The sequence below is a fragment of the uncultured Lactobacillus sp. genome (genome assembly GCF_902491705.1).
Taxonomy (GTDB): Bacteria; Bacillota; Bacilli; order Lactobacillales; family Lactobacillaceae; genus Lactobacillus.
The window spans coordinates 50673-65786 of sequence record NZ_CABUIW010000005.1; the positions used below are offsets into that span (position 1 = coordinate 50673).

Consider the following 15114-nt stretch of genomic DNA (forward strand, 5'->3'; position numbering starts at 1 on the left):
ATTAGAAATGTTAGCTATATCAGACCGTAAAGTTGTTCTATTTTATTAACAATACGATTTTGCTCTGATAATGGAGGAACTGGAATTAGTACATAATTAATTTTACTTACTGACAATCCTGGCTGAGCTGTCGAAGTGGAATATTGATTTAAATTTAGAGCACGTAAAAAATAACCTGACCACTTAGAGCTTACTTCTGCAAATGTATTTACAATTACAGCATGTTCGGTAGCATAAAAATCTCCTTGTGCCCAATTAATATTTCCGCATAATGCTCCTTGTCTACCTATCAAAGCAAAGTCACCAGTTTTATTAAAATCTTTTACATATCCTCTAATACCATTTCCTCCAAAACAAGGATATTTATAAATAGCATCTTGCACAGATTTAATTTCTGATGATTTTTTATTCTTGCCAGCCTTTAGATAGAAAATATCCCCTAATCTTGCCCATTCCCAACTATCAGGAATATCAAAAGGTTTCTCGTCATCGGTAATCGGAGGAAGTGGCCTACTCTTCTTGATCTTCTTTTCCTTAACAAGTTCAGCCTTTTCCGCCTTGATCTTTTCAAGCAATACACTTGCTGGCTCATCATTAGAATCTTGTTTAACCAACTTACCTTCCATTGCGTATTGCAAAATAGATTGCTTCAGCTTGTCGTTGAAATTATCATCAATCTCTTTCAATCGATTGTATGCTTTAGCATATTGATCAACAAGTGGTAGCATTTTTTCAATCTTAACTACGATACGTTTTTGCTCTTCTAATGGTGGAATAACTCCTATAGTTTTAGCTACCCTTTCTCTATTTAAGTTTTTTACAGTAGATCCTGTAGCTAATGAAGTAAACTGATTATTTATAAAAGGAGATATTAATAAATAGTATAAAAAATCTTTATTAAATAGTTTTTTATAATTAGAAATAATTAGCCATCCATCATGAACTGCACCATCTATTTTTAAAATATAAGGTCTTCCAAAACTCATGGAATTTGAAAGAATAAAATCTCCTTTATGTACAATTCTCGTCTTTTTTAATCCTTCAGAAATTATTTTTTCTTGAGCATGATTAATATATTTATTGTTAGGATCAGTATCTCCAATTTTTATCCAATTAATACCATCTTTATCATCTGTAAGGTAATTCTTTATAGGTCTAGGGGATCCGCCACGTAAAATAGTAAAAGCATCCCCTAATCTTACCCATTCCCAATTATCAGGAATATCAAAAGACTTTTCATCATCAGTGATCTCAGGCAACGCTTTAGTACGTTTAATCTTCTTTTCTTTGATTAATTGCTCTTTTTCAGCCTTAATCTTCTCAAGCAATACACTTGCTGGTTCATCATTAGGATCTTGCTTAACCAGCTTACCCTCCATTGCATATTGCAAAATAGAAGCTCTTAATTGTTCAGGAGTCATTAGTCATCCTCCTCAAGTAACTTCTTAATAGCAGCTAAAGTCTTATCAATCTTTTGATTCAATTCAGCTCTTTCTTCCTCATATTTTTGCATCAATTCTTCAGGTGGCAATACTTCCTCAGTTTCAGTAGGGAATCCGCATAAGTCCAAATTGTAGTTATTATCTGCAATTTCTTCTGGAGTATAAGCTTTAGACTTATAGTTACCTTTATCGTCTTGGATTTCCTGACGATCACTCCACCAATCTTCAACTGGTTTAAAGTGTTCCAGCTTCATTGGCTTAGTCTTAGAGAAGTGCTTATATCCTTTAGGCATATCTAAACGATAGAACCAAGTTTCTTTAGTAGGACCAGTCTTATCAAAGAACAGAATATTAGTATCAATTGAAGTGTAAGGACTAAAAATACTGCCTGGCAATCTAATAATCGTATGCAAGTTAAAGTCCTTTAGCATTCTCTTCTTTAAATTAATTTTGGCATCATCATTACCAAACAAGAAACCATCAGGCAGAATCACACCAACTCGGCCATTATCTTTAAGGCGATACATAATTAAGGCCAAGAATAAGTCAGCAGTTTCACTTGTCTGCAAATCACTTGGAAAGTTTTGCTTAATGATTGGCAATTCAGAACCACCAAATGGTGGATTCATCATAATGACATCAAACTTATCTTTATCAGTATATTCAGTAACTTTCTTTTCTAATGAATTACCATGAATAATATCTGGATTATCAACATCATGAAGAAGCAAGTTAGTTACTGCTAAGATATATGGTTGACCCTTCTTTTCAATACCAAAGACTGCTTCATTGTATTTCTTACGATCTTCAACGTTTTTAACTTGACCTTTCAAGATATTCAATGCACTGACAAGGAAGCCACCAGTACCACAAGCTAAGTCAGCAATTCTTTCGCCTAATTTTGGCTGCAATGTTCTAGCAATAAAATCAGTTAAAGCACGTGGAGTATAGAATTCACCAGAACTACCAGCACTTTGCAATTCCTTTAAGATACTTTCGTAAATATCACCAAATAAGTGACGGTCTTTTGGATCAGTGAAGTCAACTTCATTAACAACGTTAACTACTTGACGCAATAAGACACCGTTCTTCATGTAATTGTTAGCATCAATGAAAGCATCTTTAACAATTGCCTTACTGATTGGGGTATTTGGAGTAACAGTGATTCCTTTTAATGCCGGTAATAAATGATTATTTACAAAATCTAGTAATTCATCACCAGTTAAAGCTTGACCATCTTTATTATCTTTAGCCCATTCACGCCAATGCATCCCTTCCGGAATGATTGATTCATAATCATCTTGGTCAATCTCCCAAACCATTTCACGGTCATCATAAACCTTTAAAAATAGGATCCATGATAATTGTTCAATTCTTTGCGCATCACCATTGATACCAGGATCATTACGCATAATATCTCTAATTCGTTTTACAAATTGGGTTGTTCCAGCCATTTAATACTTTCTTTCTAATCGTAAATTTTTTCTTTTATCTGCTTAATTGCATCTTCGTAATTTCTCTTACCACCAAAGGACATAATAATTTTGATAGTACCACCATATTTTTCAAACTCTGGCAGTCCAAGAACACTCTTATTTTCAAGATCAGCAATGCCATCATCTTTGTATTTTTCAAGGAGCTTATCAAGGATTTCTCTAGCAGCACCCTTGTAATGATCTAAGATGCCTGATTTCTTCACATTGTTAATTCGTTTAGACTTTGTAAGCGGCTTTTGATTGTATGCTAGATGGAGAATCAAATCAAATGGATCCATATCTTTGATATGTTCATTTTTCATAATTTGCTTGTAGAAAATGCCATGCTCTTCCATTTCATCAAGCAATTTTTGTTTATCATCTGCCGCATTCCAATCAGCTAAGAATTTATCCAAAGTGGCATATTTGCCTAAAATATTTTTCTTAGTGTAATCAGTCAATGAAGTAGTAATTAATCTACCATTTTCATCTAAATATTGTGTTTGATCATTAATTACTTTAACTTCCGGCTTTGTAACCTCATATTTTGGCTTCGGTGGTTCTGATACACCGCCTGAACCACCATGGCTACCACCTGAGCCTGAACCTGAGCCACCATCAATAATTTCAATTGGTTCGCCATCAAATTCTGGATCTGCAAATAATCTTGATACACCACGAAAATCAATAATAGTGAAGAAATATTTACCATGATCGGTTTCAAGTCTAGTACCACGACCAATAACTTGCTTAAATTCAGTCATTGAATTGATATTAGAATCCAAAACAATAATCTTACACATCTTAACGTTAACACCAGTAGTTAACAGCTTAGAGGTCGTTACTATTGTTGGATATTTACTTGATACATCTTCAAAATTATCAAGTTGGCCTTTACCTTCCTTATCATCACCCGTGATTCTCATTACATAGCGATGATCTTGAGCTACTAAGTCACTATTTTCATTTACAAATGCTTGACGCATTCGTTCTGCATGTTCAATATCTTCACAAAAGACAATTGTCTTATCAAAACGACAATTATTCTTCTTAAGATACTCACTAACATAATGTGCAACAGCTTTAGTACGATCATCAATTATTAAAGTTTTGTCAAAGTCTCTTGAAGTATACAATCTATCTTCAATTACCTGACCATGCTTATCGACTTGTCCCTTAGCTGGTCTAAAGCCATTGACATCAACATCAAAATTAACTCTAATGACTTTGTATGGAGCCAAGAAGCCATCTTCAATTCCTTGTTTAAGAGTATAAGTGTATATTGGCTCGCCAAAATAAGCAATATTAGATGAACCTTCTTTAGTATTCGGCGTTGCCGTCATTCCTAAATGAGTAACACCTGGTCCGTCAAAGTAATCTAGAATCTTTCTCCATTGACTATCAGCTTTGGCAGAACCACGATGGGCTTCATCAATAATAATCATATCGAAGAAGTCTCGCTTTAATTGTCTGAAAGGTTCTTTTCCTTGAGCTTGTTCTTCTTCACTACCGACAAGTTGTTGATACAAGGCAAAATGAATTGGGTAAGAACTATCTAATTTACCTTTCTGGACTTTAGTAGTTAACTTTTGCAGAGGACTAAAGTCATTCTGCATTGGCTGATCCACTAAGATATTTCGATCTGCCAAATATAGAATATGTTTCTTAATGCCTGCTTTAAGTAATCGATAAACAATTTGAAAGGCTGTATAGGTCTTACCTGTACCAGTTGCCATAAGTAATAAAATTCTTGGGCGACCATTAGCAATACTTTCAACAACACGATTAATAGCAACTCTTTGGTAATAACGTGGTGGGTATGTTTCTCTACTTGAATAATATGGTTGAACCATTGCATTAATTTGTTCAGGTGTAAGTTTCTGCTCTTCTTTAAAGCGTGTCCATAACTCTTCTTTAGTAGGAAATTCATCTAATGATATATCTCTTTCTTTACCCGTAATCATGTCATGCTCTACAAAAGCATCCCCATTAGATGAATAAGCAAATGGAACTTTCAAATCATCTGCGTATCTCATACCCTGCTGCAAACCTGCTCCTGGTAAGGCATGATTTTTTCTATCTTTAGCTTCAATAACCGCTAATGGATAATTAGGACGATAAAAAAGTAAATAGTCTACTTTCCTCCCTTTTTTTCGCTCCACTACATCATTAACAACGTTAATCCTACCAGCAGTATAGTAATATTCCATTAATTTATCTGATTTCTTCCATCCTGCTTTTTCAATAGCCGGAGTAATATATCTTTCTTTTATGTCCTCTTCTGTAAGATTCATTTTATCTTCTAGAGGATTCATCTTATTATTAGATACCATAATAGTCACCCATTTCTGCATATACGTGTCTTCTTTATTATATATGAAGCTAAATCAAAAAGGAGACTGTGTGATTTAATTTTCCAATCTCTCATACTTTATTAGACCTATAATATAGATGTTTTGAAAGCTATTTAGTGATATAGAGAGGATTTAGTTTTGAAGAACAAAAGAATTATTGTACTTTTAATTATGATTTTGGGATTCGCAGGTATTTTTACAGCCACCAATTCCAATAAAGTTCAAGCAAGCTATTTAAGTGGAAACAATTACGCTTCATTGGCTACTCGTCATGTAGTAGTTACTAGGACTATGCCTGTTTACAGATGTAAAACTGGACATTGCGAAGCCGAAAACAGATTTTATCATGCAGGTCATGCCCACAAAGGTACCAAGATTTATATTTCCAGATGGCTTATGAGTACAGGTGGTGTTTGGGTAATCAAAGGTGGCAAATATTATCATAATCATCGAACATTTTTCGTAGTACCTGGCTCAAGAGCTAATTGGTATCAAAGAATTTAAATTTAACAACTGAACAACATAAAAAATAGCACTCAATCGAGTGCTATTTTTTCCTATTATAAAGCAGCCTTTTCTTTGCGTTCGCGGTATGAGTAGTATACCCAAGCCACAACACCAAATGCTACAGGACCAATGGCTGTCCAGAATGATGTTTGGTAGTCGCCTGTAAAGAGTGGTTCGATACAAGTGAAGATAATACCAATTGCAACAACGAGCCAAACAACAATAGTTGTTGCCCAGACCTTCTTTTTGCCTTCAATAAAGACAAATGGACGATCCAAATTCTTCTTTGCCTTAAAGAATGGATATGCCGCAATCAAGAACAAGTATGGCGCAGATGAAGATACGTTCATCATGTCCATCAAGATTGTGTAGAACTGGCTAGCAGCATTACCACCAAATGAGATGAACAAGATAATTACACTAACGATAATTGCTTGTACCCACATTGAACGTTCAGGCATCCCGTGCTTGTTAAGTTCAACTAGCTTTTTAGGCAAAAGTCGAGGATCACAACCTTCAATAAATGACTTGATTGGTGAGTAAACCATCAAAAAGGCAGCAGCGATACCTGACAATACGTCGGCAATTCCGGCAAAGTGTGAGAATGCAGAACCAATGGCAAGTGATGCTGATTCTGACAAGCCTAAGCTGTGGCCAGTAACTACACCCAAGTTATTGATCAAGATATATTCTACGTTCGCAAGGTCAACGCCCTTAACACCTAAGTCCTTGTTCCAATTAACAGCCACACCACACATGAAGATGTTAACTACATAAAGTGCAGTCATCATTACCATGGCAATAATCAAGGCCTTTGGATAAGTCTTTTCTGGCTTATCAACTGAGTCAATAACACCTGATGTTGTTTCAAGACCACCATAAGCAAACAATGCATAAACGATGAATGAAACAACCGCAATTGGTGACTGGAATGATGGGTTTGGTGAGTGAACCAAGTTTTGTGCAGTTACAGGCTCAGCAAGTTGACCATGATTCAAAATAAACACGAATAATGATACTGCTGTAAAGCCAATGGCAATTGCCAAAGTAAAGATCCCACCAATATTGTTGATGGCCTTTATTTTATCAATTCCCTTAGCAGCACAGAAAGTTACGATTGCTAAGAAGATAACTTCCAAAATTCCTAGCAGTTGTGTTGAACTTAATCCACCTAAATGCCAGCTTTGGGTTGTATCGTGGCCGAACACGGCAGTTGAGACTGATACCAAGAAGAACTGAGTAGATGATACCAACCAAATAACCCAAGCGGACAACCAAATAAAGGTTCCGATAAACGCTACTTTTTCATTAGTTGATCCTTCAAGCCATGAGAAGATCCCACCTTTTATTCCTTTAAATGATGCACCGTATTCCGCAAAGATCAATGCAGATGGCAAGAAGAATAAAATAGCAGTCACAATATACCAGATAATACTTGCATAGCCCATCTGGTAAAAGGCTGTCAATGAATTACTAAATCCAAAAATAGAAGAGAAAATCATCAAAACTAAGCTGTTAAGCTTAATCTTGACGTGATTATCTTTCTTCTCCATAAAAAACTAAACAACTCCTTTTTTAAAACAAACATTACTTATTTATGAACCTTTAATAAAATTTTTTCAAAAAAGAACCAAGCCACGATGGCTTGATTCTGAAATTATCTATTTAATTCTTTGTCTCAACAATTCAGGCCGTTGTGCAAGTTCTGCATACAAGTGATTGCCGTTCACGCAAATACCTTCAAATTCACGACCAGTGTGGAAATGACCTTCACTTAATACGTGTCCGTTTCTTTTCAGTTTAAACAAATAATCGTTAAATGCTAAATAGATTTGCTTTCTCTTCTTATCATATGCCATGCCTTGAACTGGAGAGTTATTAAACATGAAGTCGCCTCGAGTTGCCCCAATTTCTTTAGGAACAAAGCTATCACCATTGCGAGTAACCTCCCAGTATTCAAAGCGATGATCAGTTGAACTATGATATACCGCAATAAATTTGTGATCACTTATAAATGCGGCATTATGAATATAACGGCCATCATTTGCTCCGCGGTTCCAAATCTTAAATGTCCAAATGCGCTTAATGCGTAAGTTCTTCTTGCTAATCTGCATCAATTCTTCTGAACTTGGATCATTTTTTAACAAGTGATCATTAGCAATGACATACAAATATTTCTTAGTAGCACCAAAGGCTTGTCCATGACCTGTCTTAATGTATGGGCTAATCTTGATGTGAGAAGCTAATCTTGTAAATTTATTCCAAGATAGCCATGGCAACTTTTGCAAAATATAGCGATTAGGAATATGGCTAAACTTGTAAGCTACAATATGTGAACGCGTGCGACATGGTTCACTATACATAGTGGTATACATCGTGCCTTTTGAAACGGTCATTCCTTCTGGAACAGGCCCAACCAATCCACTTGGCGTACCACTCTGACTCAATGATGCTGGTTGATAGAAGTAAGTCTTCAATTTAAATGGACCACTCTTTAAAGTGTGCGGCTTAGTTTCTGGTGCAAAGCTCTTGCCCCAGTGGCCTGAAGTCTTAAAGTGCTTAAACCAGCTAGTTGCACCGCCAGCACCTGGTTGTGGTGTCACATCTGCCTTAGCGATACCTTCTTGATCATCGCTTCTTACTTCGACAGTTGCATGTGCCTTAGCCTTGCCGTGAGAATAAGTTACTTCAAACTGGCCAGCTTCATTAGTTGGAATAACACCAGTTGAAACTTTTACTTCACTAGGCTTAATTACAGTTCCGGCTTTATTGGTTGCAAAGTTAATTGCATCCCTAGGATCAAAATTATAGTTTGGATTCTTCACCAAGCTAATATCGCGAGCAACAGAGATTTTCTTTCTCAAAAATGCTCGCTGATCAACCCAGCCGGCTCTATGACCATCAATCCAAACGTAATTGTACTTGCGTTTACCAATTTTTCTTTCAGCACTGGCTTGAAAGTTGCCATATCTAAATGTTCTAGTTGAACCAATCCAACCTGAAAGACCTGCTTTTGTTAAACGCTGATAGATTCCGTAATTACGACCACTAATCATTTTTGTTTGAAAAGGACTGAGTTCCTTAGCCAAAACAGATTGTGGCTTAATCACAAACAGCATTAACAAGCATGCCAAAATAAAAGAAATACTCCATTTCTTTCTCATATCTTTTCTACTACTCCCCTATTTTCATTCAATAACACGATTAACATTGTAGTTCTTTATATTAATTTGTGCTAGGCATGAAAGCGGTAGCATTAAAAGATTTTTGTAAATATATTGTCTGCATAAGAAGCACTTAATAATGCTATTAATTCTTAAAAATAGACAAAAAAAGAACGCTACAAGATGTAGCGTCCCAGATTGAAAAATTACTTTTCAACGATTAAGTTCTTAAGATCGTCTGATAAGTTAAGTGGTGAATACTTAGCACTAACAATCTTCATAGCTGATTGCTTAACGTATCTCTTCTTGCCAATGTAAACATACTTAGTTTTACCATTAGTAACGATCATTGAAGACTTGTATTTCTTACCATACTTAATCTTCTTCTTGCTTGCAGCAAAAGTAATCTTCTTTGACTTCTTGCTCTTCTTGTAAGCGTAGTAAATCTTTGCACCCTTCTTTGACTTAGGGGTTACAGTAATGTATTGCAAAGTTCTGTTCTTATAAGCATCTTGAATAGCCTTAGCATCGTTTGTTGCTTGTGTAATAAAGGCTGATTCAGTTGGTACAGTAGAAGCAGTGGTTACATCAGTTGATGGAATAAAGACAAAGCTGTCTTGACCATTAATTGTTCTGTTTTCGATGTAGTACAAAGTTACAGTGTTGTCGCCTTGTTTAGCTTCAGTTGACCATAACACGTTAATGGTTTGACCTTGAGTATAATTTGAATCAATAGTAGTTGGGTTTTGACCCTTAGCAACAGCAACTAACTTAGGATTGTTGCTCTTAACAGTAGCAGCAACAGTTCTACGCTTTACGCTGATAGTTGCAGTATTGCTGTCTGAAGATTGAGTTGTTGCAGCATGAACTGGTTCGCTCATTGCCATTCCAGTACCAGCAAGACCTGCTGAAAGCATTACAGCAGCTGCTAACGAAGTAAATAATTTTTTAGTTTTCATTATATAAAATCTCCTAAAAACATAACTCTTATGATTCAATTATAACATTTTTTAAGTTCTTCTACGTGTTACTTACCTGCAAATAGCTGCCCAATTGTAGCCATATCATCTGCCGCAATTGTGAAGCCAGTTTGAGGATTATCAACGATATCTTCTACCTGAACGATTGGCACAATTTTCTTTTGAGCAAAATAACGTAAAACAAGTTCAAGTGTACTTGTACCGTAGTGACTAGCGATTTCAACTAATGCATCGATATCACCAGTAGCTAAGACTTCCACTTGTATATTGTTTTTACGAGCTAAATCAATCAAAGCTGGATTTTCATAATCCATTTGAATTACGCTAGGCTTGATTTTAGCTGATTTCAAAATAGCAGACAAAGTATCATTATCTGCATTAGCAACACCAATATTTTTGAGCCAGCCTTGAATCTTAACTTGTTCAAGTTCTTTCCAAAGTTGGCTGTTGCGTTCAGCATCATCACTCAAACAAAGCATAGCCAGGTCAGCATGTTTAGCCACTAAAGCTTTTCTGATTTCTTTAAGATTATTACGCATCTCTTCGCGAGTGGTAATTTTCTCAGAAACTTGAATTTCTACATAAGTTTGTGGGCTTAAATTTTCAAAATCAATTTGGTCATTTGCAAGGCAATTAAGCAAGCGATAACCTGCTTTGGTTGCTTTTGTGGCACCTTCATCATCTGAAATAGCCACACCAACTTTTGGCATTAAGCTACCATCATTTAATACAACTGCTTCGTCTAATAATGACATTAAGCAAACACTCCTTAAGCTAATTCTACATAAATTTTGATAGCTTCTTTGATTGTTTGATAAACAGTGGAAACATGCAATACGTGGGATAAGAACTTCTCTTTCTCCAGTTTTGTCATGTCTGAATCAAAGAAGACTTCTATTTTCATTTCAGTTACCACAGATTTCCCATGGCCTAAATTTTCAGTTTTAGCATAATTTTCTACATGAAAATTCTTAACATCTAATCCATGTGCCTTAGTAATCATCCCCGCTGACATTACAATACAGGAATTGACACTGCCACATAGATATTCGACAGGGTTTGGACCCTTATCATGCTCTTCGCTATTATCATCACAAATAAAAACGTGATCGCGAACTTGATTTGCAATTTGCCATTCTTCGTCTTTAAGCTTGGACTTTACTAAATATTCACTCATAATGATCCCTTCTTTTTTAATTAATGGTGATCAATTGCTCCGTTTAACCGTTTGCGCCAGATAAAGTAAACTACCAGCATAAATGGAATTAACACTAACTCTACTAAATAGAACCACTTAATTGGCAAAACACTATCAATTACTCCACCTAGCATTGGGCCAAAGGCCATCGCAATATCGAGGCCTAAATAAAATGTTGAACTAGCTAATCCTTGCTCTTCAATTGGTGCAAGTAAAAGCGCAGTTGATTGTAAAACTGAATAAATAATGCCGTAGCCCATTGCCATGCCAGCAGCTGCTAGTGCCATTTGCCAATTATTGTTCATGATAGCGAGTAAAACAATGTAAGCAGCAGTTGATACTAAGCTAATCCAGAACCAAACGCCGAATCTAACTGTATCAAAGTAGCGCTTCAAGCCAATTCTGATTACTAATAAAACTGCCGCATAGATCAAGAAATATAATCCAACGGCAACAGATAAATGCTTTTGTTCAACATAAGTAACGATATCAGCCTGCGTAATAAAGTAAGGAATTGCGAAAAGCGTTGTTAAAATCGCTACTGGCAAAACATTCATCTGAATAATCTTGAAATGCTTTTTAGTATTCTTTTTATCTCTAACAATTGGCTTAACATGATTGCCCACAAATTGAATAGAAACAACCATTAACAAAGCTGAAACAGCGGAGGCGATTAAGCTCTCGCGGTAACCAATTTTTTGATAAATATTAATTGATAATGCTGGTGCTAAAGCCATAGCCAAGGCATTCATCAAGCCGTAAAAGCCCATTGCCTCACCAACATGTTGCCGCGGAACCAAAAATGCTAGCCAAGTGGTCATGCAAACGGTACATAAAACGTAGCCTGTACCATTGATTAGTCTGAATAATAATAGCCAAGCACTTGATGGCGTAAAGATATATCCTAATACACCTATCAAAATCAAGATACCGCCAATAAATGAAAGACGATATTTTGAAAACTTGTCTGTCAAATTGCCGGCAACAGGACGCAAAAACATTGCGGCAACACTCATAATGCCGACGATTACTCCGGCAAAGGTGCTGCTTGCCCCTAAGTTCTTTGCGTAGCCATTAATCAACGGATTAACAAACATCGTACTAAACATAAAGAAGAAAGATGCTGCCATTACAAGTACAACATCTTTGGTATAAATAGACTTTCTTTTTGCCAAATTAATTCCCCATTTCTTTGGCTTAATTATACAACTATCACAAAAATCTATTTAGCAATTTTCAATACTACAGTAAAAACGATGTCTTCGCCTTTATGACTGACGCTGATTCTACCGCGAAAAGCTTCTACTAGTTCACGTGCCATGGATAAACCAATACCAAAGCCACCTTTCTTAGAATTATGGGATTCATCTTCACGATAAAAGCGGTCAAAGAAGTGACTATAATCTACATTTTTTCCTTCTTTAAATGTATTGCTTACTCGTAAAATTGCATTCTTACTTAAAGTACTCTTACTTAAACTTACTTTAATTTTGCCATCAGGATCACAATATTTTCTGGCATTATCTAGCAGAATATTTACCACTTCTGACAAAGAATGCTTTTCTGCAATCACATTAATCCCTTCGCGAACTGACACTTGATAGGTAAAATTGTTCTTTTTCATCACTGACTTGAAGTCTTGAGTCGTATCTTCAACTATTTGAGAAAAATTGACTTTACTTAAAGTAATTTCACCTGTTTCACCAGCTCGTGCTAGAGAAATTAAACGATCAATTAATTTAGTTAGTTTAGCAACTTGTTCTTTCGTGCTTTCGTTCCACTCAGAGCTATCTCCTAGCATTTCTTCCATTTCAGTATTTGCGGAAATAACTGCTAGTGGAGTCTTCAATTCATGGCCCGCATTAGTAATAAATTCTTGCTGCTTACGATAAGTATCAACAATTGGCTTAATCGCTTTACCTGAAACCAAGATCAAAACTAGGGCAAATATAATTAAGGCACCTATGCCAAGGACAATTGACACTCTAAATAGTAGCCAGAAACGATTAAAAATTAAGGTTTCATTTAAAAAGACTACCATCGTTTGGCCAGTTGAGTTTTTGGCAACTCGATAAGCATATTGATTTTGCCCAACTTCAACTGTGCCTGAATCTTGATGCATAGCTAAAGCCTGCCGTGTGATATTTTTGATTTGAGTATTCTTAATTTTGTAAACATTATTATCATTAATGACATTTACGCGGTGACTAGGATCCACTGTAACTGCGAAGTAGCGATATTGATAGACCGCTTCAGGATTATATGATCCACCAAAGAAGTTACGGTTAATTGGATCATGTTGATTACCAAATGCTGGTTGCGCATTTCTAGGTGATAAACGTCCCTCATTTTTTACAAGTGCAGTCAAAACTCGATTAACTTCATTTTGGCTTTGAATCCGCGTAACACCTACCAGTCCGCCTAAGGTAATCATTAACACCATTAATAAAGCGGCAACTGAAGTAGCGATGAATTTCCAGCGAAATTTTTGAATCACTTTACCTCACCTACTTAACTAACATATACGAACCACCTTTTTGTCCTTCAATTTGAACACTGCTTCGAATTGATTGTAATTTTTGACGTAAATAAGAAACATAGATCCAAACCACGTCAGGAGTAGCATCTTCATCGTTTTTCCAGACATGGTTCAGAATTTCTTCGGTTGATAATTCTTTGCCCTCATTTAATAAGAAATAGTTCATTAATTGCGTTTCTTGACCACTTAATTGGATTGAGTTGTGGCTGACTAATTGTTGTTTTTCGACATTAAGAGTTACATCCCCTTCAGTTAATTCATTAGGAGTGTAGTCATCTTCACGTCTTTCTTTTGAACGCAGACGTGCCAATAATTCTTTTAATGAAAATGGCTTAGTAATATAGTCATCGGCACCATTATCAAGACCGGTTACTTTGTCATCTACTTCAGCTTTAGCAGTTAGCATCAAGACATAAGTCTTGTCGCCACTTTCTCTGATCTTTTTAAGTGCAGTAATTCCGTCCATAACTGGCATCATGATGTCCAAAATAATTACATCATAGGAATTCTTCTTGGCATGTTCAACCGCCTTCAAGCCATTATCAACAGGATCAACTTCATAACCTGACTTTTCCATTGCGACTGTCAATACACGTAATAGCTGGGGTTCATCTTCTGCTACTAAAATCTTCATTAATTAATCATCCTCTTCCCTTATTAACTGACGAATCGTTTGCATGCTTACATCACAAGAAGCAAGTTCATCAGCCACTCGTTTCAATTCTCGTCCGATCATTTCTGGATTCTTGATCTTGTGTTTATATTTCATTTCATGTTCAAGACTAGCCCAAGTATCCATGGCAATAGTTCTAAGTTGTACTTCGACAAAATAATGACCAGGAATGTTGCCGTCAACATCTTCATCATCTACGGTAATTTCTAAGATCATGTGGTAAGAACGATAGCCGTTAGGCTTGGCATTAGTAATGTAGTCTTTTTCTTTATAAACGCTTATGTCATCCCAACTTTTAATGTAATCAATGCAAGTATAAATATCATCGATAAAGTTGCAGACAACACGCAAGCCAATACTGTCACGATTTTCGCGCAGTGCCGAATGCGGCGTTAATGGCAAATTCTTTCGTTTGCATTTATCTTCCATGCTGGCTTCACTCTTAACTCGTCCGCGCAGGTGTTCATACAAACGCTCATGATGAACTTTCTCATAGTTCTTGTTTAATTCATCAAAACGATCAAGTAACTGATTAAGTATTTTATTCAGTGTGGGGGCGTATTTTCCGTAAATATTCAACATTAGTCCCTTCTTTCGTTTAAAGCCATTATAACAATGAATTTTGATTTTTCTTTGAACGTAACAGAAACATTATGAAAATTATAACTTGCTATAAAAATGTTTAAAGATTGCAAAAAAAGCACTCATTATGAAAATGAAGTGAGACCCAAAAGTTAGACACTTTTGGGTCTTTTATTATGACTAAATTTAATAAAGAACAA

General features: G+C 35.9%; 13 protein-coding genes. 1 reads left to right on the forward strand and 12 read right to left on the reverse strand.

From position 1 onward, the window contains the following. Positions 1-14: 14 nt before the first annotated feature. Genes RDN22_RS02130 through hsdR form a run of 3 tightly spaced genes read right to left on the reverse strand, consistent with a single transcriptional unit; the run spans position 15 to position 5232 of the window. Positions 15-1421, reverse strand: coding sequence for a restriction endonuclease subunit S (locus tag RDN22_RS02130; protein WP_308555446.1), 1407 nt, complete (start codon positions 1419-1421; stop codon positions 15-17). Next, positions 1421-2896: a class I SAM-dependent DNA methyltransferase gene (locus RDN22_RS02135; RefSeq protein ID WP_308555448.1), complete on the reverse strand. Its 1476-nt coding sequence runs from the start codon at positions 2894-2896 to the stop codon at positions 1421-1423. The genes RDN22_RS02130 and RDN22_RS02135 overlap by 1 nt, the downstream gene beginning before the upstream one ends. Before the next feature lie 14 nt (positions 2897-2910). Further along, positions 2911-5232, reverse strand: coding sequence for an EcoAI/FtnUII family type I restriction enzme subunit R (hsdR, locus tag RDN22_RS02140; RefSeq protein WP_308555468.1), 2322 nt, complete (start codon positions 5230-5232; stop codon positions 2911-2913). Between the two features lie 177 nt (positions 5233-5409). Here hsdR and RDN22_RS02145 point away from each other — a divergent pair, with 177 nt between their 5' ends. Further along, positions 5410-5775, forward strand: coding sequence for a hypothetical protein (locus RDN22_RS02145; protein WP_308555450.1), 366 nt, complete (start codon positions 5410-5412; stop codon positions 5773-5775). Between the two features lie 56 nt (positions 5776-5831). Here the strand turns inward: RDN22_RS02145 and yjeM are convergent, their stop codons facing one another. The 9 genes from yjeM to RDN22_RS02190 form a co-directional block, all read right to left on the reverse strand. Further along, positions 5832-7331 carry a glutamate/gamma-aminobutyrate family transporter YjeM gene (yjeM, locus tag RDN22_RS02150; RefSeq protein WP_308555452.1) on the reverse strand — a complete coding sequence of 500 codons (1500 nt, stop codon included), beginning with the start codon at positions 7329-7331 and terminating at the stop codon, positions 5832-5834. A 108-nt stretch (positions 7332-7439) separates the two neighbouring features. Further along, on the reverse strand, positions 7440-8942 hold the full coding sequence (locus RDN22_RS02155; RefSeq protein WP_308555454.1) for a bacterial Ig-like domain-containing protein: 1503 nt from the start codon (positions 8940-8942) through the stop codon (positions 7440-7442). Between the two features lie 206 nt (positions 8943-9148). Continuing rightward, complete coding sequence (locus RDN22_RS02160) at positions 9149-9901, reverse strand: hypothetical protein (protein WP_308555456.1); 753 nt, start codon at positions 9899-9901, stop codon at positions 9149-9151. Between the two features lie 68 nt (positions 9902-9969). After that, complete coding sequence (locus RDN22_RS02165; protein WP_308555458.1) at positions 9970-10677, reverse strand: aldo/keto reductase; 708 nt, start codon at positions 10675-10677, stop codon at positions 9970-9972. A 14-nt stretch (positions 10678-10691) separates the two neighbouring features. Further along, the gene (locus RDN22_RS02170) at positions 10692-11099 is read right to left on the reverse strand and encodes an OsmC family protein (RefSeq protein ID WP_308555460.1); all 408 of its coding nucleotides are present in this window, start codon (positions 11097-11099) and stop codon (positions 10692-10694) included. 20 nt (positions 11100-11119) lie between these two features. Then, complete coding sequence (locus RDN22_RS02175; protein WP_308555462.1) at positions 11120-12295, reverse strand: MFS transporter; 1176 nt, start codon at positions 12293-12295, stop codon at positions 11120-11122. 47 nt (positions 12296-12342) lie between these two features. Then, positions 12343-13617, reverse strand: coding sequence for a HAMP domain-containing sensor histidine kinase (locus tag RDN22_RS02180; protein ID WP_308555464.1), 1275 nt, complete (start codon positions 13615-13617; stop codon positions 12343-12345). A gap of 10 nt (positions 13618-13627) precedes the next feature. After that, positions 13628-14293 (reverse strand): response regulator transcription factor, encoded by a 666-nt coding sequence (locus RDN22_RS02185; RefSeq protein ID WP_308555466.1) that lies wholly within the window; start codon positions 14291-14293, stop codon positions 13628-13630. A gap of 3 nt (positions 14294-14296) precedes the next feature. Beyond that, a complete protein-coding gene (locus RDN22_RS02190) occupies positions 14297-14911 on the reverse strand; it encodes a GTP pyrophosphokinase family protein (RefSeq protein ID WP_308555470.1) in 615 nt (204 codons plus the stop codon). Positions 14912-15114: the final 203 nt, after the last annotated feature.

Excerpts from the sequence above, each read along its gene's own strand:
- RDN22_RS02130 (WP_308555446.1), bottom strand. The coding sequence starts at position 1,421 with ATGACTCCTGAACAATTAAGAGCTTCTATTTTGCAATATGCAATGGAG.
- RDN22_RS02135 (WP_308555448.1), bottom strand. The coding sequence starts at position 2,896 with ATGGCTGGAACAACCCAATTTGTAAAACGAATTAGAGATATTATGCGT.
- hsdR (WP_308555468.1), bottom strand. The coding sequence starts at position 5,232 with ATGAATCCTCTAGAAGATAAAATGAATCTTACAGAAGAGGACATAAAA.
- yjeM (WP_308555452.1), bottom strand. The coding sequence starts at position 7,331 with ATGGAGAAGAAAGATAATCACGTCAAGATTAAGCTTAACAGCTTAGTT.
- RDN22_RS02155 (WP_308555454.1), bottom strand. The coding sequence starts at position 8,942 with ATGAGAAAGAAATGGAGTATTTCTTTTATTTTGGCATGCTTGTTAATG.
- RDN22_RS02160 (WP_308555456.1), bottom strand. The coding sequence starts at position 9,901 with ATGAAAACTAAAAAATTATTTACTTCGTTAGCAGCTGCTGTAATGCTT.
- RDN22_RS02165 (WP_308555458.1), bottom strand. The coding sequence starts at position 10,677 with ATGTCATTATTAGACGAAGCAGTTGTATTAAATGATGGTAGCTTAATG.
- RDN22_RS02170 (WP_308555460.1), bottom strand. The coding sequence starts at position 11,099 with ATGAGTGAATATTTAGTAAAGTCCAAGCTTAAAGACGAAGAATGGCAA.
- RDN22_RS02185 (WP_308555466.1), bottom strand. The coding sequence starts at position 14,293 with ATGAAGATTTTAGTAGCAGAAGATGAACCCCAGCTATTACGTGTATTG.